13 protein-coding genes are annotated in these 20,381 nt (G+C 67.5%); 2 read left to right on the forward strand and 11 right to left on the reverse strand.

Features of this window, described 5'->3' with window-relative positions; all coding sequences use genetic code 11:
- Positions 1–24 precede the first annotated feature (24 nt).
- From ACCD06_RS26710 to ACCD06_RS26745, 8 genes are all read right to left on the reverse strand, one after another.
- The gene (locus ACCD06_RS26710) at positions 25–3,525 is read right to left on the reverse strand and encodes a class I SAM-dependent DNA methyltransferase (protein ID WP_413344712.1); all 3,501 of its coding nucleotides are present in this window, start codon (positions 3,523–3,525) and stop codon (positions 25–27) included.
- A gap of 434 nt (positions 3,526–3,959) precedes the next feature.
- Entirely contained in the window at positions 3,960–4,859 is a 900-nt protein-coding gene (locus tag ACCD06_RS26715) for a hydroxymethylglutaryl-CoA lyase (protein WP_109075121.1), read from the reverse strand.
- A gap of 2 nt (positions 4,860–4,861) precedes the next feature.
- A complete protein-coding gene (locus tag ACCD06_RS26720) occupies positions 4,862–6,865 on the reverse strand; it encodes an acetyl-CoA carboxylase biotin carboxylase subunit (RefSeq protein ID WP_413344714.1) in 2,004 nt (667 codons plus the stop codon).
- 5 nt (positions 6,866–6,870) lie between these two features.
- Positions 6,871–7,668 (reverse strand): enoyl-CoA hydratase/isomerase family protein, encoded by a 798-nt coding sequence (locus ACCD06_RS26725; protein WP_413344716.1) that lies wholly within the window; start codon positions 7,666–7,668, stop codon positions 6,871–6,873.
- A 10-nt stretch (positions 7,669–7,678) separates the two neighbouring features.
- A complete protein-coding gene (locus ACCD06_RS26730) occupies positions 7,679–9,286 on the reverse strand; it encodes a carboxyl transferase domain-containing protein (protein ID WP_413344718.1) in 1,608 nt (535 codons plus the stop codon).
- Between the two features lie 30 nt (positions 9,287–9,316).
- Positions 9,317–10,450, reverse strand: a complete 1,134-nt coding sequence (locus ACCD06_RS26735) for an acyl-CoA dehydrogenase (RefSeq protein WP_413344720.1) — start codon at positions 10,448–10,450, stop codon at positions 9,317–9,319.
- Between the two features lie 69 nt (positions 10,451–10,519).
- Complete coding sequence (locus tag ACCD06_RS26740; RefSeq protein ID WP_109075126.1) at positions 10,520–11,701, reverse strand: acetyl-CoA C-acyltransferase; 1,182 nt, start codon at positions 11,699–11,701, stop codon at positions 10,520–10,522.
- Positions 11,702–11,739: 38 nt separating this feature from the next.
- Positions 11,740–12,912 carry an isovaleryl-CoA dehydrogenase gene (locus ACCD06_RS26745; RefSeq protein WP_136704033.1) on the reverse strand — a complete coding sequence of 391 codons (1,173 nt, stop codon included), beginning with the start codon at positions 12,910–12,912 and terminating at the stop codon, positions 11,740–11,742.
- 300 nt (positions 12,913–13,212) lie between these two features.
- On the opposite strand from ACCD06_RS26745, the gene ACCD06_RS26750 reads away from it, so the two are divergent.
- Positions 13,213–14,220, forward strand: coding sequence for a bile acid:sodium symporter family protein (locus tag ACCD06_RS26750; RefSeq protein WP_413344723.1), 1,008 nt, complete (start codon positions 13,213–13,215; stop codon positions 14,218–14,220).
- 170 nt (positions 14,221–14,390) lie between these two features.
- Here the strand turns inward: ACCD06_RS26750 and ACCD06_RS26755 are convergent, their stop codons facing one another.
- Complete coding sequence (locus ACCD06_RS26755; RefSeq protein ID WP_413344725.1) at positions 14,391–15,809, reverse strand: hypothetical protein; 1,419 nt, start codon at positions 15,807–15,809, stop codon at positions 14,391–14,393.
- Positions 15,806–16,912 carry a hypothetical protein gene (locus ACCD06_RS26760; protein WP_109075130.1) on the reverse strand — a complete coding sequence of 369 codons (1,107 nt, stop codon included), beginning with the start codon at positions 16,910–16,912 and terminating at the stop codon, positions 15,806–15,808. Before ACCD06_RS26760 ends, ACCD06_RS26755 begins: the two co-directional genes overlap by 4 nt.
- 436 nt (positions 16,913–17,348) lie before the next feature.
- Between ACCD06_RS26760 and ACCD06_RS26765 the strand changes: the two genes are divergently transcribed.
- The gene (locus ACCD06_RS26765; RefSeq protein ID WP_085084143.1) at positions 17,349–17,753 is read left to right on the forward strand and encodes a 6,7-dimethyl-8-ribityllumazine synthase; all 405 of its coding nucleotides are present in this window, start codon (positions 17,349–17,351) and stop codon (positions 17,751–17,753) included.
- A 42-nt stretch (positions 17,754–17,795) separates the two neighbouring features.
- Here ACCD06_RS26765 and ACCD06_RS26770 read toward each other — a convergent pair whose 3' ends face one another.
- Positions 17,796–20,267 carry a PAS domain-containing protein gene (locus ACCD06_RS26770; protein ID WP_413344727.1) on the reverse strand — a complete coding sequence of 824 codons (2,472 nt, stop codon included), beginning with the start codon at positions 20,265–20,267 and terminating at the stop codon, positions 17,796–17,798.
- Positions 20,268–20,381 lie beyond the last annotated feature (114 nt).

The raw sequence follows: 20,381 nt of genomic DNA on the forward strand, positions 1-20,381 counted from the left end.
GCCGGCGAATTCCGGACCCGCCCCTTAAGGCGCATAGAGGTTGTTGATCTGCCGGGCGTGGCCGACCGACACCAGGATGTCGAGCAGTTCCTTGACCCGCGGCGACTTGGCGCCCTTGAACTGGCGGGCGAGGCTTTCGGCTTCGACGGCACGGCCGCAGCGGTTCAGCGCCGCCATCAGGCTGTGGACCTGTTCGGTCGGCGCCTTCGGCCAGACGATCCGCTTCGCCGTGTCCGCCGCGATGTCGAGCGTCGCCGCGATCTGGACGGCGGCGCCTTGTCCCTTCGGGTTCTGGTAGTCCGGCCGCAGCCAGCGGACGAGCCCGTCGCGTTCCTCGCGGTGACGCTCGGCGTTCAGCGCCACGAGATTTTCCAGAATCCGCGCATCCTCCAGATCGGCAGGCCAGCCATAGGCGTCCGCCACCGCATGGTCGATCCGGCTGTGGAGGTCCAGCATCACACCGACCTGCCCCAACTGGTAAATCTCCATCTCGCGCGCGGTCAGCTCCTCCCGGCTCCGCCCCTTTTCCAGGACATTGTAAAGCTCGGTCAGCGTCAGCCGGTCGGGATGCTCGGCCAGCACCCGCTTGCGATGGGCGTCGAGTTCCTCGGCAAGCTGCCCGATCACCCGCTTCTGATGCGGCGTGGCGTTGGGGAAGGGGAAGGTGTCGAAGCAGCGGGTTTTGTTGTAGCGCGGCCGATCTTCCAGCGTACCACCCGCTGCCAAAGACCATTTGACATGGATATTGCTGCTCAAGACGCCAAGGGAATACCCATCGCTGAGCGCGATGTTAATCAGCATGTTATCAGGCAGAATCCGTTCCGTTAAAAATTGGAAAATTCTATGTCTTGCGGTCTCTACCGTAGCAATAAACCTCGCTGTCCCACCAATGGCTTTCCTTAGCTCAGGCCTAGCTTTCCCGAACCTCCACCACATACGCGCATACTCCGCGCCATCTTTCGATTTCGATTTTGCATTCCTTTCCGGCTTCACGCGATCCAACAGCCACTGATAAACGTCAGGATACTTCTGTCTGACCTCGGCTTCCGTCATGCCGAACAGGTCGATCACCATCAGCCCACGGCAGCGCCCGGTCAGGTCACGGCCGTTCCGGTATTCGCGTATCCTCTCTTCCAATCCGGCAATCCGCCCCAACCCGAGCGCGCGCGCCTGTGCCGGGGTGACGAGAAAGCCCGACCCATGCAACTTGACACCGGGAGAGGATAACCCGTCATTTGCCTTGAGCGCTTTCGCTGCCGCCACGTCCGCTCCGGTGGTCAGGTTCGCGTGTATGCGCCCTTGCCGCACGGCAAGCACCACTGGCGCCGCCCCATCGCGATCCGGTGCCTGTCCTTCATGCACCACCGTCTTCAACAAGCCGGTCCGTTCGTCATGTTCGACGAGCGCACCCACCGTCATCGCCACGCGCACGGCCGCCGCGCCCTGCCCGTCCGCCCAGGGGTGGTCCGGGATGGCGAAAGCCAGATACAGCGGTGTCTTTGCGTCCAGATGCCGTTGGATGACCCGGCGGCTGAAGGTCTGGGTGATGCTGTTGGTGGTGATGAAGCCGAAGCGCCGGGCCGCTCCCTTGCGCACCAGATCGGCCGCCTTGTCCCACCAGTAGGTGACGAAATCGGCGCCGCCGGGCATGTGCGGATAGGCCTTCCACAGCGCCTCGGCATAGCCGTCGCCCAGTTCGGCGCGCAGGTCCTTGCCGGCGATGAAGGGCGGGTTGCCGACGATGTAATCGGCCTCCGGCCAGTCCGCCGGCCTGGCGCCGACATGGCGTTGCAACGGAACCGTCCGGCTTTCGTCCGGCACCTCCTGACCGGTGAAGGGGTCGGTCTTCCAGCTGAGGCCGTCCCACTTCACCCGCGGCTGCCCGGCCTCGTCCAGCATCGGCTCCACCCGATCCCAACTCAGCACCGCGTCGCACTGCCGGATGTTGTCGTAGGAGTGAAGGATCGGTTCGCTCAGGCTTTCCGGCCCGCGCTGGCGTAGATGGCATTGCAGATGACCGATCCAGATCACCAGTTCAGCGATCGGCACGGCACGGGGGTTCTTTTCCAGTCCAAGAAGCTGGTGCGGACCGACGGTGTGCCCGGCGAGATCGAGATTGGCCTGCGTCCCGCCGCCGATATCCTCCAGCGTCGCAATGACCTCCCCTTCCAGGGCCTTCATCTTCTCCAGGGCGACGTAAAGAAAGTTTCCACTCCCGCAGGCCGGATCCAGGATTTTCACTGAACAGAGCTTTTGGTGGAAATCCTTGATCTGCTTGATCGCTTGCGCCGGATCGTTCTTTTGCCGCGCATTCTCGGCGATCACCTGCGCGTTCCGCCACTCCGCCATCAGCGGTTCGATGACGGCCGGCACCACAAGCCTTTCCACATAGGCGCGCGGCGTGAAGAACGCGCCGTACTGGCTGCGCTCGCGCTTGCTCAGCGCGTTTTCCAGCAGGGTGCCGAAGATCGCAGGCTCCACATTCTTCCAGTCGCGTGAACAGGCGGCGATCAGTTCGCCGATCTCCTGCCCGTCGAGCGCCAGCGCCTCGGCTTCGCGGAACAGCCCGCCGTTGAAGTGGCGGACGCGGGCGCGGATGGTGGTGTCATGATCGCTGCCCTTGTCCATGCTGCGCCAGAAGGGTTCCAGATAGCGCGGCAGGAATTGCGGGTTCGGCCGGGCGTCGTTCAGCACGCCGGTGAAGGCGCCGTCCGGCAGCAGCCCGACATTCTGCGCGAAGGCGGTGAACAGACAGCGCATCAGGAACAGCGCCACCTGTTTCGGCTCGTAGCGCTTTTCCAGGCTCTGCGCCAGCCGGGCAAGCCGCTGCGCGATGTCCCGCGTCACCTCGGCCCGCCGGGCGCTGGGGTCGAGGCTTTTGGGGGCTTCCCAGATCGCCTTCAGCCGCGCCCGTATCTCCGGATCGGCGAGATCCGCCAGCCTGATCCGGTGCGACCGGCTGTCGGGAAAGGGCATGTAGGCCTTCCCCAGACCGGTGAAGTCGGCATAGGTCTCGATCACATGCCCGACATCGACGACGATCAGGAAGGGTGGCCAGCCGTGATCGGTCGGCAGCGCCTTGGCATAGCGTTCGGCCTGGGCGCGCGCCTGCCGCATCAGCCGGTCCCATGACGGGCGTGTCCCGGCAGGCGGGGAACTGTGGGGCAACCCGCCGAACAGGTCGCCCACTTCCTGCCCGCCGCGCTGGCGCTTGCGCGACTGCTTGGCCTCCAGGACGAAGCAATCCCGCTTGTAGCAGTCGAGATAGTTGTTCCGCCCGTCATCGCCCTCCAGATCGAGCGCCCGAACCCTCTTTTCATAGACGTAGTTGTTGAGCGCGTCCTGTTCCGACGACGCTTCCGGCTCCGCCGTCCCGATCAGTGCGCAGAGCTGGTTGATGAATTTCTGGTAATTGGCGCGCTCCGACCCGCCCTTGTCGCTCCAATATCTGATGAAGGCTTCGGGGGATCGCGACGGGTCCTGCTCAACGTGTTCGCCGCAGCTCTTCGAAGATAGCACGCTCATTACCCCAGCATTCCCTCTGAACGAGAACGCAAGGGTATTTTCTAGGTTTTTCGGAGAGTCAAACGCGTAAATATCAATTAATAGGCGATATATTTTCCTGTCATCATATTGTGGGCCTCCGGTTCAGCTTCCGCAGCATATTGAGAAGGAAAAAGAGAAGGTAATCGGAATTTACCAAAAATCCGGAGAATCAAGCGCGCCAACCCAAGAAATAGCCCCGAATCGGGAACGCAGGATTGAATTCGATGGTATTCAAACAGTAAAATTATACCAGATATGCAGACTATCACCACTTAATTTCACTCGCGCTACCAGCAATGACTCCCTGATATCTCTCCGTTGATTCCTGACGTTCTGCCATCAGACATTCCCCCCAAATACGAAAGGGCCGCGCCCCCTTTCGGAAGCGCGGCCCTTCGTTGCCGAAGATTCCCTCACGCACAACCACGAGCGCGGGCCACCTTCGATGCGGTGGGGCGGCCGATGGCGTCGCTGATGAACGCACCGGCCGCTATCAACTTGTCCAGATCGACCCCGGTCTCGATGCCGAGGCCGTTCAGCATGTACAGCACGTCCTCGCTCGCCACGTTGCCGCTGGCCCCCTTGGCATAGGGGCAGCCGCCGAGACCGGCGACGGAGCTGTCGACCACCGCCACGCCCATCTGCAGGGCCGCCAGGATGTTGGCCAGCGCCTGCCCATAGGTGTCGTGGAAGTGGACGGCGATCTTCTCCACCGGCACCCGCTCCGTCACCGCGGCGATCATCGCCTGCGCCTTGGTCGGCGTACCCGTGCCGATGGTGTCGCCCAGCGAGATCTCGTAGCAGCCCATGGCGAACAGCCGCTCCGCCACATCCGCCACCGCCTTCGGCGCGATCTCCCCCTCATAGGGGCAGCCGAGCACGCAGGAGACATAGCCCCGCACCGGCACGCCCGCCGCCTTGGCCTGCTCCATGACGGGGGCGAAGCGGTCCAGGCTCTCGGCGATGGAGCAGTTGATGTTCTTCTGGCTGAAGCTTTCCGAGGCGGCGCCGAACACCGCCACCTCGTCGGCCTTCGCCGCCAGCGCACCCTCCAGCCCCTTCAGATTGGGGGTGAGGGCGGCATAGCGCACGCCGGGCTTGCGGGCGATGCCGGCCAGCACCTCGGCGCTGTCGCCCATCTGCGGCACCCATTTGGGCGAGACGAAGCTGGCCGCCTCGACCACGCTCAACCCGGCGTCGGACAGGCGGTTGACCAGTTCCACCTTGACGGCCGTCGGCACCATCGACTTTTCGTTCTGGAGGCCGTCGCGCGGGCCGACCTCCACCATGCGGACGAATTTCGGCAACTGCATCGTCAGGCCTCCGCGATGTCGAGAACCAGAAGGTCGACGCCTTCCGACACCTGATCGCCCGCCGCGAAATTCACGGCACTGACGGTGCCGGCCGCCGGCGCCTTGATGGTGTGCTCCATCTTCATGGCCTCCAGCAGCATCAGCGGCGCGCCGGCCTCGACGCTCTGGCCGGCTTCGACCAGCACGCGAACCACGGTGCCCGGCATCGGCGCGGTCAGACGGCCGGAGCCGCCCTCCTGCTCCGCCGCACGGGCGCTGGGGTCGTCCAGAGTCAGGCGGGACACCGCGCCGTCGATCAGCACGGTGATGTCCAGCCCCTGCTGCACCACGGTGGCGCGGGTGCGCATGCCGTCCAGCGTCGCGGTCAGCAGCCCGTCGGCGAGGCCGACCCCGGTGACGGGTATCGCCTTGCCGCCATCCACCGCGACCTCGTAGCCATCTGCCCGGAAATGCAGCGTCACCTCGCGCGCCGTCTCGCCGTCCATCAGGCGCAGGTCGTAATGGTTCTCCTCGTTCAGCCGCCAGCCGTTGGCGAGCAGCCAGGGCGAGTAGCGGTCCGAGCGGGCGCGCAGAGCGGCCTGGGCCTCCTCCCGGCGCTTCAGCAGTACCGACAGGGCGGCGGCGGCCAGCGCCTTGTCGGCCACCGGGGCCGGCGGCGGCAGCAGGTCGGCGCGGTGGCGCTCGATGAAGCCGGTGTCGATCTCCACCGCCTTGAAGGCCGGATGGCCGGCGATGGCGCCGAGGAAGCCGACATTGGTGGTGACGCCGACGACCTCATACTCGGCCAGCGCCACCCGCAGGCGGCGCAACGCAGAGTCGCGGTCCTCGTCCCAGACGATCAGCTTGGCGATCATCGGGTCGTAATACATCGTCACCGAATCGCCCTCGCGGACGCCGGTATCGACGCGGACATGATCGTTCTCGGCCGGCGGGCGCAGACGGACCAGCTTGCCGATGGCCGGCAGGAAGTCGCGCTGCGGGTCTTCCGCATAGAGCCGCGCCTCGAAGGCATGGCCCCGGCGGGTCAGCTGCTCCTGGCGCAGCGGCAATTCCGCCCCGGCGGCGACGCGCAACTGCCACTCGACCAGATCGAGCCCGGTGATCTTCTCCGTCACCGGATGCTCCACCTGCAGGCGGGTGTTCATCTCGATGAAGTAGAAGCCGCCATCCTCATAGAGGAACTCGACGGTGCCGGCGCCGACATAGTTCACCGCCTTGGCGGCGGCCACCGCCGCCTCGCCCATGCGGCGGCGGAGGTCGTCGGGCAGGTCGGGGGCAGGCGCCTCCTCGATCACCTTCTGGTGGCGGCGCTGCACCGAGCAGTCGCGCTCGAACAGATAGACGCCGTTGCCGTGGGTGTCGCAGAAGACCTGGATTTCGACATGGCGCGGCCGGCCGAGATACTTTTCCAGCAGCAGGCTGTCGTCGCCGAACGCCGCCTTGGCCTCGCGCTGGGCGCCGGCCACCGCGTCGGCCAGCTCGTTGGCGGCGCGCACAACGCGCATGCCCTTGCCGCCGCCGCCGGCCGACGCCTTGACCAGCACCGGATAGCCGATGCGCTCGGCCTCCGCCGACAGGGTGGCGAAGTCCTGGTCGGTGCCGTGATAGCCCGGCACCAGCGGCACGTCGGCATTTGCCATCAGCCGCTTGGATTCCGCCTTGGAGCCCATGACGCGGATCGCCTCGATCGGCGGGCCGATGAAGACGACGCCGGCCTCCGCACAAGCCGCGGCGAAGCCGGCATTCTCCGACAGGAAGCCGTAGCCGGGATGGATGGCCTGCGCCCCCGTGCGCTTCGCCACGTCGAGGATGACGTCGCCGCGCAGATAGCTTTCGCCGACCGGGGCCGGGCCGATGCAGACGGCCTCGTCGGCCATCTGGACATGCATCGCCTTGGCGTCGGCCTCCGAATGGACGGCGACGGTCTTGATGCCCAGGCGGCGGGCGGTGCGGATGACCCGGCAGGCGATTTCGCCGCGGTTGGCGATCAGGATCTTGTCGAACATGTGGATCAGCTCCGCCAGGACGGGGTGCGTTTGTCGAGGAAGGCGCCGACGCCCTCCTTGCCTTCGGCGCTGGCGCGCTGGCGGGCGATGCGCTCCGCCGTGTCGCGCACCACGTCGTCGGTCAGCGGCCGGCGGGCGACGGCGCGGATCAGCTCCTTGGCGGCGGTGACCGCCGTCGGGGCGCTGTCCATCAGGTTCTTGACCGTCTTCGCCACCGTCTCTTCCAGCCCGTCGGCATTGGTCAGCTCGTGCAGCAGGCCGATGCGGTGGGCCTCCGCCGCACTGAAGCGCTCGCCGGTCAGGAAGTAGCGGCGGCAAGCGCGCTCACCGATGGCGGCGATGACATAGGGGCTGATGGCGGCGGGGATGATGCCCAGCCGCACCTCCGACAGCGCGAAGGTGGCCGTCTCGACGCCGATGGCGATGTCGCAGGCCGAAACCAGCCCGACGCCGCCGCCGAAGGCCGGCCCCTGCACCACGGCGACCGTGGGCTTCGGGCATTCGTCCAACGTGCGCAGCATGGTGGCGAGCCCCATGGCGTCGGCCAGATTCTCCTCGCGGGAGTAGCCGGCCATCTTCTTCATCCAGGACAGATCAGCCCCGGCCGAGAAGCTCTTGCCCACCCCGCGCAGCAGGACGACCCGCACCGCCGGATCCTCGCCCACCTGCCGGAAGGCGGATGTCAGGTCGGCGACGACCTGCTCGTTGAATGCGTTGTGGACGTCGCCACGGTTCATGGTGACGGTGGCGACGCCGCTGTCGGCGATGTCGACCAGAATATCGTTTGGGAGGATGTCGCTCATGGCTCTCTCCTCACATCCGGAAGACGCCGAAGGGCGTCTTCGGCACCGGCGCGTTCAGCGAGGCCGACAGGCCGAGGCCCAGCACCATGCGGGTGTCGGCCGGGTCGATGATGCCGTCGTCCCACAACCGGGCGCTGGCGTAATAGGCATGGCTCTCGCGCTCGAACTGGGCGCGGATGGGCGCCTTCAGCGCCTCCTCGTCCTCGGCCGACCAGGGCTTGCCCTGGGCTTCCATGGCGTCGCGCTTGACCTGGGCCAGCACGCCGGCCGCCTGCTCGCCGCCCATGACGGAGATGCGGGCGTTCGGCCACATCCACATGAAGCGCGGGCTGTAGGCGCGGCCGCACATGCCGTAATTGCCGGCGCCATAGCTGCCGCCGATGATGACGGTGAATTTCGGCACCTTGGCGCAGGCGACCGCGGTGACCAGCTTGGCGCCGTCCTTGGCGATGCCGCCGGCCTCGTATTTCCGCCCGACCATGAAGCCGGTGATGTTCTGCAGGAACACCAGCGGGATGCGGCGCTGGCAGCACAGCTCGACGAAATGGGCGCCCTTCAGCGCGGACTCGCTGAACAGGATGCCGTTGTTGGCGATGATGCCGACCGGATAGCCGAAGATGTGGGCGAAGCCGGTGACCAGCGTCGTGCCGTAGAGCGGCTTGAACTCGTCGAAGCGCGAGCCGTCGACCACCCGCGCGATCACCTCGCGCACGTCGAAGGGCTTGCGGGCGTCGCTGGGGATGACGCCGTACAGCTCGCGCGGGTCGAAGGCCGGTTCCTCCGGCTCGCGCAGATCCAGGTCGATGTGCTTGGCGCGGTTCAGGTTCGACACCACGCGACGCGCCATCGCCAGGGCATGGGCGTCGTTCATCGCGTAATGGTCGGTGACGCCGGAGGTGCGCGAATGCACGTCGGCGCCGCCGAGATCCTCCGCCGACACCACCTCGCCGGTCGCGGCCTTCACCAGCGGCGGGCCGCCGAGGAAGATGGTGCCCTGGTTGCGGACGATGATCGCCTCGTCAGACATCGCCGGGACATAGGCGCCGCCGGCGGTGCAGCTTCCCATCACCACGGCGATCTGCGGGATGCCCTCGGCCGACATGTTGGCCTGGTTGTAGAAGATGCGGCCGAAATGGTCGCGGTCGGGGAAGACCTCGTCCTGGTTCGGCAGGTTGGCGCCGCCCGAATCCACCAGATAGATGCACGGCAGATTGTTCTGTTGGGCGATCTCCTGCGCGCGCAGGTGCTTCTTGACCGTCAGCGGGTAGTAAGTACCGCCCTTCACCGTCGCGTCGTTGGCGACGATCATGCACTCCTGCCCGGCGACGCTGCCGATGCCGGCGATGATGCCGGCGGACGGAATGTCGTCGGCATAGACGCCGTCGGCGGCCAGCTGCGACAGCTCCAGAAACGGCGAGCCGACGTCGAGCAGCTGGCGGATGCGCTCGCGCGGCAGCAGCTTGCCGCGGGCGAGGTGCTTTTCGCGGGCCTTGGCGCCGCCGCCCTGCTGGATGGCGGCGACCTTCCGGCGCAGATCGTCGACCAGCACCTGCATGGCGTCGGCGTTGGCCTGGAACTCGGCGGAGCGCGCGTTCAGGGCGCTCTTCAGGACGGTCATGCCGTCTTCCTCCCGGTTTGGCGGTCTTGATTATTGGGTGAGGGCGCGGCTGATGACCAGCCGCTGAATGTCGCTGGTGCCTTCGTAGATCTGGCAGACCCGGACGTCGCGATAGATGCGCTCGACCGGGAAATCATTGAGATAGCCATAGCCGCCATGGATCTGGATGGCGTCGGAGCAGACCTTCTCCGCGATTTCCGAGGCGAACAGCTTGGCCATCGCCGCCTCCTTCATGCAGGGCACCCCGGCATCGCGCAAGCTGGCCGCATGCAGAACCATCTGGCGTGCCGCCTCCACCCGGGTCGCCATGTCGGCGAGGCGGAAGGCGATGGCCTGATGCTGGATGATCGGCACGCCCATGCTCTGGCGCTCCTGGGCGTAGCGGATGGCGTGGTCGAGCGCCGCGCGCGCCATGCCGACCGACTGCGAGGCAATGCCGATGCGCCCGCCCTCCAGGTTCGCCAGCGCCACCTTGTAGCCGGCGCCTTCGGCCCCGAGCATCAGGTCGGCGGGAACCCGGCACTCCTCGAAGACGATCTGGCAGGTGTCGGAGCAGTGCTGTCCCAGCTTCTCCTCCGTCCGCGCCACCTGATAGCCGGGCGTGTCGGTCGGCACGATGAAGGCGCTGAGCCCCTTCTTGCCCGCCGCCGGATCGGTTACCGCGAAGACGATGGCGACATCGGCCTGCGAGCCCGAGGTGATGAACTGCTTGGTGCCGTTCAGCACCCAATGATCGCCGTCACGGCGGGCGCGGGTCTTGATGGCGGAGGCGTCGGACCCGGCCTGCGGTTCGGTCAGGCAGAAGGCGCCCAGCATCTCGCCGCGCGCCATCGGCTTCAGGAAGCGGTCCTTCTGGGCGTCGCTGCCGAACTTCAGGATCGGCATGCAGCCGACCGAGTTGTGCACGCTCATGATGGTGGAGACCGCGCCGTCACCGGCGGCGATCTCCTCGATGGCGAGCGCGTAGGCGACATGGTCGGTGGCGGCGCCGCCGAACTCCTCCGGCACCAGCATGCCCATCAGGCCGAGTTCGCCCATCTCGGCCAGTTCGGCCTTGGGGAAAGCGCCGCTGCGGTCACGCTCGGCGGCGGTCGGCGCGAGCCGGTCCTGCGCGAAGGCGCGTGCCATGTCGCGGACCATGGTCTGTTCTTCGGTCAGGTGCATCGGGCGTTTCCTCAATCTTTATGGTCCCCTCTCCCCGGGGGGGAGAGGGGGAATAAGGGCGGGAGAGCCTTACACCCGCTCCACCGCGATCGCCGTCGCCTCACCGCCACCAATGCAAAGCGACGCCACACCGCGCTTCAGGTCATACTTCTCCAGCGCCGCCAGCAGCGTCACCAGGATCCGCGCCCCCGAAGCCCCGATCGGGTGCCCGAGCGCGCAGGCGCCGCCATGCACGTTCACCTTGTCGTGCGGCAGGTCGAGATCGCGCATCGCCGCCATGGTCACCACGGCGAACGCCTCGTTGATCTCAAACAGATCCACATCACGCGCCGACCAGCCCACCTTCTCGAACAGCTTCTGCATGGCGCCGACCGGGGCCGTCGTGAACAGCGCCGGCTGCTGGGCGTGGTTGGAATGGCCCTTGATCTCGGCGATCACGCGCAGGCCGCGCTTGTCCGCCTCGCTGCGGGTGGTGACGATCAGCGCCGCGCCGCCGTCGGAAATCGACGAGGCATTCGCCGCCGTCACCGTGCCGTCCTTGGCGAAGGCCGGCTTCAGGGTCGGGATCTTCTTCGGATCGCCCTTGCCCGGCTGCTCGTCGGTGTCGACCAGCGTGTCGCCCTTGCGGCCCTTGACCAGGACCGGCGCGATCTCCGCCTTGAAGGAGCCGTCCTCCACCGCCTTGCGGGCGCGGTTCAGGCTTTCGATGGCGTAGTTGTCCTGCGCCTCGCGGGTGAAGTTGTAGCTGCTGGCGCATTCCTCGGCGAAGGTGCCCATCAGGCGGCCCTTCTCGTAGGCGTCCTCCAGACCGTCGAAGAACATGTGGTCCAGCACCTTGCCGTGACCCATGCGGTAGCCGGCGCGGGCGCGGTCCAGCAGGTAGGGGGCGTTCGACATGCTCTCCATGCCGCCAGCCACCACCACCTTGGCCGAACCGGCCTTGATGACGTCATGGGCGAACATCACCGCCCGCATGCCCGAGCCGCAGACCTTGGAGATGGTGGTGCAGCCCACCCCCTTCGGCAGCCCGGCGCCCAGCGCCGCCTGGCGCGCCGGCGCCTGGCCCAGACCGGCCGACAGCACGTTGCCCATGAACACCTCGTCCACCGCGTCTCCGGCCAAGCCGGCGCGTTCCAGCGCCGCCTGGATGGCAGTGGCGCCCAGCTGCGGGCCGGTCAGGCCCATGAGGTCGCCCTGGAAGCCGCCCATCGGCGTGCGGACGGCGGCGGCGATGACGATGCTGTCGGTCATGGTGGTCTGTCCCTTTCCCTCGATCTTTTCCGTCCGGCTTACGCCGTCTCTTTGAACAGTTCGCGCCCGATCAGCATGCGGCGGATCTCGCTGGTGCCAGCACCGATCTCATAGAGCTTGGCGTCGCGCAGCAGGCGACCGGTCGGGTACTCATTGATGTAGCCGTTGCCCCCCAGCGTTTGAATGGCTTCCAGCGCCATCCAGGTCGCCTTTTCGGCAGAGAACAGGATGGCGGCGGCGGCATCCTTGCGGGTGGTCTCGCCACGGTCGCAGGCCTTGCAGACGGCGTACACATAGGCCTTGGCGGCGTTCATGATGGTGTACATGTCGGCCAGCTTGCCCTGCATCAGCTGGAACTCGCCGATCGACTGGCCGAACTGCTTGCGGTCGTGGACATAGGGGATCACCACGTCCATGCAGGCCTGCATGATGCCGAGCGGGCCGCCGGACAGCACCGCGCGCTCGTAATCCAGCCCCGACATCAGCACGTTCACGCCGCGCCCGACGCCGCCCAGGATGTTCTCCTCCGGCACCTCGCAATCCTCGAACACCAGCTCGCCGGTGTTGGAGCCGCGCATGCCCAGCTTGTCCAGCTTCTGCGCCACCGAGAAGCCCTTGAAGCCCTTCTCCACCAGGAAGGCGGTGATGCCGCGCGGGCCGGCATTGATGTCGGTCTTGGCGTAGATCACCAGCGTGTCGGCGTCGGGGCCGTTGGTGATCCACATCTTGGTGCCGTTCAGGACGTAGCGGTCGCCCTTCTTCTCGGCCCGCAGCTTCATCGACACCACGTCCGACCCGGCGTTCGGCTCCGACATCGCCAGCGCGCCGATATGCTCGCCGGAAATCAGCTTGGGCAGATAGCGGCGCTTCTGCTCCTCGTTGCCGTTCTTGCGGATCTGGTTGACGCAGAGGTTCGAATGGGCGCCGTAGCTGAGGCCGACGGAGGCCGAGGCGCGCGACACCTCTTCCATCGCCACGACATGCTCCAGATAGCCCATGCCGGCGCCGCCATACTCCTCCTCGACCGTCACGCCGAGGATGCCGAGGTCGCCCATCTTGCGCCACAGCTCGTTCGGAAACTCGTTGCTGTGGTCGATCTCGGCGGCGCGGGGGGCGATCTCGTTGGCGGCGAAGCTCCGCACCGAATCGCGCAGCATGTCGGCCGACTCGCCGAGGTCGAAATTCAGGCTGGGGTACTGGTTGGACAGCATGGACGTATCGCTCCCCTGGGAAATCATCCGTTCTTTGACCATACGTTACCGTATGGCAAGGCCGGTGGCAAGGGGGTAGCTGAGACGGCCGAAAACCTATTGAGCTTCAAGAGATTGGCCCCACCGCGCCTCCGCCGGAGATTTCCGCATCGTGGAAAGAGCCGGGGGTACGCCGATTTTCCCCAATCTTTTCAAGGCTGCCATGCATGTTGAATACTGTATTCCAGAACGGAGAAGGCCGTTATAAGAGAAGCCAAGGCGTTATGTCCGGCCAGTGATAACGATTTGGGGGACCAACCAATGATTCGCGTGCCTCGCCCGAACATGGACGGCTTCACCATGGCGCTGGTGGCGACCGTCGGGCTGGCGACCATGCTGCCGGTGGAGGGCCAAGCCGCCCAGGGCGTGCACTGGCTGGCGGAGGCGGCGATCGCGCTGCTGTTCTTCCTGCACGGCGCCCGCCTGCCGCGGGAAGAGGTGGTGGCGGGCATGGCGCATTGGCGCCTGCATCTGCTGATCTTCAGCCTGACCTTCGTCGCCTTCCCGCTGATCGGCTGGGCGGTGGTGGAAACGCTGCCGCACAGCCTGTTGCCGCCGGCCCTGGCGATCGGGGTGCAGTTCCTCTGCCTGCTGCCCTCCACCGTCCAGTCCTCCATCGCCTTCACCTCGATGGCGCGGGGCAATGTGGCGGCGGCGGTGTGCAGTTCCACCCTGTCCAACATCTCCGGCATCTTGATGACGCCGCTGCTGGTGGCGCTGTTCCTGAAGGTGCAGGGCACGGCGTTGTCGCTCGACACGCTGCAGACCATCGCGGCGCAGCTTCTGCTGCCCTTCGTCGCCGGCCAGCTTCTGCGGCGCTGGGTCGGCGCCTGGGCGGCGCGGCACAAGACGATGCTGCGCTTCACCGACCGCGGCTCGATCCTGCTGGTCGTCTATCTCGCTTTCAGCGAGGCGGTGGTGAACGGCCTGTGGCATCAGGTGCCGCCGGCCGCGCTGGGCGTGGTGGTGCTGATCGACGGTGCCATCCTGGCGGTGTTCCTGATCGGCACGACGCTGCTCAGCCGCCGCCTGGGCTTCTCCCGCGCCGACGAGGCGGTGATCGTCTTCTGCGGCTCGAAGAAGTCGCTGGTCAGCGGCGTGCCGATGGCCGGCGTCCTGTTCGCCCCGGCCACCGCCGGTCTGGTGCTGCTGCCGGTGATGGTGTTCCACCAGATCCAGCTGATGGTCGGCGCCATCCTGGCCCGCCGCTACGCCGATGAGAGCGCGGCCAAGGACGCAGCGAGAGACGCCCTTCCGGCGGCGTCGTGAGTATAAGCCCTCTCCCGCCCCGGGAGAGGGAGGGGACCCCCCGCAGGCGGGGAGGGTGAGGGGGAAAGCAAGAATCCCTAACCGCATGGTTCCTTGGAACACCCCTCACCCTTCCCAAGCTCCGCTTGGGCCCCTTCCCTCTCCCGGGGCGGGAGAGGGAGCTTCACCCCCTACTCCTCCGCGAATTCTCCCGTCGCGGCCATGATGGCGGTGCGGAGCTGGTCGGCCTTGGCGGGGCCGGCGACCAGCTCCAGCAGGCGCAGGGCGTAGAACAGGCTGATCTCCGCCGTTTCCGCATCGTCCGGGTTGCCAGCCGCCTTGGGATACTGCGCCAGCAGGGCATGCGCCTTCGCCATCAGCCCCTTTTCCATCGACGCCATCGCCGTCTTCAGCGGCTCGTGCAGGCCGAGCGCATCGGCCAGCCCCTCGCAGCGGCGCAGCGCGCGGGCATGGTCCTCGGCCGCCGCCTGGGCGTCCTCGTCCACCGCGGCGGGGCGGCCGTTCTCCGCCGGGGCCGCGACGGCGGTCAGGATGCCGCCGGACGCGGTGTCGAGCACGGTTCCGGCCACCATCGTCCGCACCGCCGTCTTCACCGCCTCCAGCCGCTCGCGATAGACCGGCTCGGCCAGGAAATCCATGACGGCGGAGGTGGTGTTGACGCTGGCGACCAGCCGCTCGGCGATGGCGATGGCCTCCTCCGGCGCGATGGCGGCGGCGGCCACGCCCGGTCCGGCACTGTAGCCGTTGCCGTCCAGCCGGGCCGACCGCTCCTCCAGATTGGTGACCACCAGCCCGCTCAGCTGGGCGAAGATCACCGGCTGCTCGCGCCGCGCCTTGCCGAAATCCAGGTCGTTCAGCACCGTCAGCAAATCGGCCGGGTTCGCCATGCGCGAAGCGGCGACCAGCAGCAGGTAATAGACCAGCCCGGTGGATTGCCGCGCCACCGCCTGGACCGCCTGCTCGATGACGCCGACATGCTCGTCCTCGAACGCCGGCAGCGGCTTCGGCGCCAGCGCGTCCTTCAGCGCTTCCACCGTCAGCCCGATCTCCAGAAAGGCGGCGACGTCCAGCACCTGCCGCTGCAGATCCTCGTCGCCATGCAGCACGCGCCACAGCGCGTGCCGGGCGGCGTCCTGCTCCACCGCTCCCCGGATCGCCTGGGCGCCCATCGGCCACAGCCGGCGCCCGATGTTGCGCAACGCGTTGAGATTGCCGGGCGCCGTCTCCTGCACCTGCCGGTCGAGCTGGTCGATCAGGGCGGTGTCGCCGCACTCCGTCACCAGCGTCCACACCGGGTCGATCACCCGCCGCTCGATGCGGCCCAGCGGCACGTCGACGCCGCTGAAGCTTTCCAGCACATCCTCGAACGGCATGCACAGCACGCGCTTCAGCGTCGGGCGGCGCTCGGGGCGGACCTGGACCAGCCGCGGGCGGATGGCGGCGAAGGTCTGGCGCACGTCGGGATGGTCACGCACCCGCTCCAGCAGGCGGACGACCTCGATGAACTTGTCCTCGGGGATGTCGAACAGCTTGGTCTCCAGCCCCGGCAGGCGGTCCACCCGCCCCTTTTTCTCCGCCCCTCCCGTCATGGCACGCGCGCCTTCACCGCCTCGATCCGGCGGATGGCGTCGATGTCCATCTGGCCGGTGCGCCAGTCCTCCAGCATGCGGACGGAGCGGCGATGGGCCAGCTTGACCTGCTTGGCATCCTCCACGAAGTCGCGGCTCGTCTCCTTGCGCGGCAGCAGCGGCAGGATGCGGAACAGGTCGTTGACGGTCGCCGCCTGCTGGTGGTGGTCCTCGGCCTGCGCCACCTCCCATGCCCCGGTGATGTGGCTCCAGCCGTCGAGCAGCCACGCCATGCGGCCGGCCTGGGCGCGCACGCGCAGGATCTCGATGTCCCAGTCACGCATCAGCGGCCCGATGGCCTCCACCCGCCGGTGGAAGTCGCCCAGAACCTTGTCGCCGATGGCGATGGTGTGCTGCGCCACCTCGGCGCAGAACTCCGCCACCGGGGCGGCGTCGCTCGGCACGTCGCGCGCCCATTCGGTCATGCTGTCGCGGAAGCTCTTCAGGTCGTTCAGCCCGCGCGTCAGCCGGCCGGGCCGGGGCGAGTGCGCAAGCCCGACCGGGGCGGCGACCGCCGCGATGTCGGCCAGCCGGGCATAGAGCAGCGTGGCGTCCATGCGCAGGCTTTCCGCCGCGCGGGTCATCAGCTGCCGGGTCAGCCGCTGCCCCTCGTCGGTGTCGATGCCGGCCTTCAGCATCTCCGGCGATTCCAGACCCACCGCCTTCAGGATCGCCAGGATCAGCAGGTAGTGGGTCAGCGTGCTCTGCTCCTCGTCCTCCTCCAGGGCGCGGCGGGCGGCCTGCGCCGCCTGCGGCCCGGCAAGCCCGCGCCGCGCCGCCTTCAGCGTCGCCCGGCGGATCTCGTGCGGGGAGCAGGCGTCCTCCTTCACGATCAGGTCGTGCAGATAGCGGTCGTGCATGGTCATCGACACCATGTCCGGCACCGCCTTCCAGGCGACGACATAGATGCCCATGCCCTGCGACAGGCTGGGGATCAGCACCTCGAGCTTCGACCGCTCGCCACGGCGCACACGGGTCTGGGACAGCAGCGGCGTGGTGAAGGCCACCGCGGCCCCCCGCTCCTCGAAGGTCGACGGCGCGTATTCGATCGCACCTTTCAACATGATTGCCGTTCCGGATTCGCCTGGTCGTTCTCTTGGGCTGACGACGCCCCTGCCGGCTCCCCCGCCTCCAGGTCCGTCGCAGCCGCAACGCCCTCATCATTACATGGTCGTAAGAAAAGCGGCGGCGACCAATTTGTGCTGAATTGTAGCGCAGTGCGACGGCCTGTCGCACTCGGCAACAGTTCGCACAAGGAGACCGAGCCTGTCCATCAGGGTTTTTCCTTGGATCCGCCTCTGCGACAGTTTGAGCCTCGCCGCAATGCGGCGGGAATTACCCGCGCAACTTTATGAAGCCGACGGGAAATCTCCGTACCGATCAGGCCTCCATCGGCACCGTGCGACTGCTCCGGCGCTTTGCGCGGACGGCCCTTGCGCTTTGCGCGACGACGCGACAGTTTGGGCGAAGGTTACACCGCGAACATGGGAGAAGCAGAGGGTGAGCAACATCGGCATCGTGCTCGGACGGTTCCACCGCAAAGAGGTGGAAGAGATGCTGGACGAGGCGCGCACCGTCGCCGCCCGCCGCGGCCTCGGCATCGTCGCGGAGGTCTGGGTTCCCGGCTCGATGGAAAAGCCGCTGGCGATCAAGCGCCTCTTGATGCGCGACGACGTCGCCGGCGCCGTGGCGCTGGGCATCATCGAGCGGGGCGAGACCGAGCACGGCAACGTCATGGGCCATGCCGTCATCTCCAGCCTGATCGACCTGCAGCTCCAGTTCATGAAGCCGGTCGGCGTCGGCATCCTCGGGCCGGGCATCAACCCGTCGCAGATCCCGCCGCGCATCCGCCCCTACGCCGCCGCCGCGGTGGACGCCTGCGCCGACCTGATCGAGCAGGGCTGACGCACGCACGCTCCGCCGGGGGGACGGACGGCCGCCGAACCGTCACGTCCCCCCGAGCAGCTCGCCCAGCGCGTGGCTCAACTGGCGCGGGGTCACCGGCTTGTGGATGATGCCCAGCCCATGGGCGGCGGCGTCGCGTTCGCAGTCGGGGCCGGTCTCGCCGGTCAGGATCAGGCCGGGGACAGGGGGCTTGCCGGGATCGCCATACAGCGCGCGGATGCGGGCGACCGCGTCGGTCCCGAACTGCCCTTCGCGCAGGCGGTAGTCGGCGACGATCAGGTCGGGGCGCCGGCCCATCCGGCTCAACCCCTCCACCGCCTTCTGGGCGGAGCCGGCGACCAGCACCTCGTACCCCCATTCGCGGAAGATCGTCTCCAGCCCCAACAGCACGATGGCGTCGTCGTCGACCACCACGGCGAAGCGCCCGCGCCCGGTCGTCGCCGCTTCCGCCGCGGTCGCCGGCGCCTCGATGCTGCGGCCGAGCGGCAGGGCGATGACGAAGCTGGTCCCCTGCCCCGGCGTGGACTGGACATCCACCGGATGGTTCAGCAGCTGCGACAGCCGCCGCACGATGGCAAGCCCCAGCCCCAGGCCGCGGTTGCGGTCGCGCTCCGGGTTGCCGACCTGATGGAACTCCTCCCAGATGCGCTCCAGATGGTCGGGCGGGATGCCGATCCCGGTGTCGCGCACCTCGATCAGCAGCCGCCCGCCGGCCCGGCGGCATTCGATGTCGATCCGCCCGCTCTCGGTATAGCGCAGGGCGTTCTCCACCAGATTGCGCACCATGCGGGTCAGCAGCGTGCGGTCGGTGCGGGCGGCGGCGCTGCAGGAGGAGACATGCAGCTCCAACCCCTTCGCCGCCGCCACCGGCCGGTACGATGCGGCGATGTGCTCGAACAGCGGGGCGACCGGCACGGTCTCGATGTTCGGCTGGACCACGCCGGCATCAAGCCGCGACATGTCGAGCAGGCTGTCCAGCAGTTCCTTCAGCGCGTCCAGCCCGCGTCCCAGATGCATCAGCGCATTGGTGCCCTGGCTGCCCTGCACATAGGGCTTCAGCACGTCGACGAACAGCAGCAGCGCCTGCAGCGGCTGGCGCAGGTCGTGGCTGGCCGCGGCCAGGAACTTGCCCTTGGCGAGGTCGGCCGCCTCCGCCGACTCCTTCGCCTGCAACAGCGCCTGCTGCGCCTGCCGCCGGGCGGTGATGTCGCGGAAATAGACGGACAGCCCGTCGGCGTTGGGATAGATGCTGACCTCCACCCAGTCGCCCAGCACGGGGGACATCACCTCGATGGTCATCTCCCGCCCTTCGCGCACCGCCTGCTTCTGCGCCTCCAGCGACTCGCTGCCCAGCGCATTGGGGAAGGCTTCCCAGAGGCAGCGGCCCAGCAGGGTGTCGCGTGACCGGCCCCAGAGCTGTTCGGCCTTGCGGTTGATGTAGGTGAAGCGCCAGTCGTGATCGACGGCATAGAAGGCGTCGCTGATGCTCTCCAGGATCTTCACCGCCCGCTCGTGCGAGGCGCGGGCCTCCTCCTCCGCCCGCTTGCGCATTGTGATGTCGCGGAAGAAGCAGCCCACCCCTTCCGCCGTCGGCAGGTAGCGGATTTCCAGCCACAGGGTGGTGCCTTCGCCGTCGAAGCGCTTTTCGATGCTGGTCGGCTGACGCTCCGTCATCGTCTTGCGGCACAGCGCCTCCAGATCCGACCCGGCGATCTGTGGCCACACCTCCCACAGGCGGCGGCCGCGCATCGCCGACAGCGACTGGTGGTCGAGCTGTTCGGCGCGGCGGTTCTGGTAGATGACGCGATAGTCGCAGTCCAGCGCCACCAGCGCCTCGTCGATGCTGTCCAGGATGTCGGTGGCGCGCCGGCGCGCGTCGGCGATGGCCTCCTCCATCCGCCGCTCGTCGGAGCGGTCATGCAGGATCCACAGGAACCCCTCCTCGTCGCCCTGGAGCGGCAGGATGGTCAGCGCCCCCCAGACAGCAGCGCCGTCGCGACGACGGAAGGCGCGCTCCTCCTGGACGCGGCCCTCGGCCAGCGCACGCACCCGCAGCGCGTCGGGCACGCCCGCGGCGACCTCTTCCGGCGGAAACAGGATGTCGACCGGCTGTCCCCGCGCCTCCTCCTCCGTCCAGCCCAGGATACGGACGGCGCCGGGATTCCAGCTGGTCACCCGGCCGGCCGGCGACAGGGTCAGGATGGCGTGGCCGGTGGCGCTGTCCAGGATGGCGCGCAGCCGCCTTTCGCTGTCGGCATGGGCGGCGCGGCTGCGCTCCAGCGCGGTGAAGGCGGTGCGCAGATCCTCGTTCAGCGCGGTGACCGTCAGCAGATCGTCGCAGCCGGTGCAGGCGGTGGACAGCGCGATCTGCAGCCGGGCATTCTCGCGCTCCAGCTCCGCCAGCCGCGCCAGCAGTTTTGCGTCCGGCCCGGAGGTCGATTGGGCATGCCCGCTCCACCGGCCTTCCATTCGGTTGCCGGCGGACTCGTCCGGGACAGACTGCTGCTTGGTCATAGGCGCCCAAGAAAAACGAAAGTCTCAGACGGCGAGAGTGCGCACTGGCTAAAGCCTCTGTAAACCTTCCAAAAGCAATATTCCTCCTGATCGTAAATGTGCGAAATTTTATCG

This window comes from Azospirillum sp. CT11-132 (assembly GCF_047302835.1).
Taxonomy (GTDB): domain Bacteria; phylum Pseudomonadota; class Alphaproteobacteria; order Azospirillales; family Azospirillaceae; genus Azospirillum.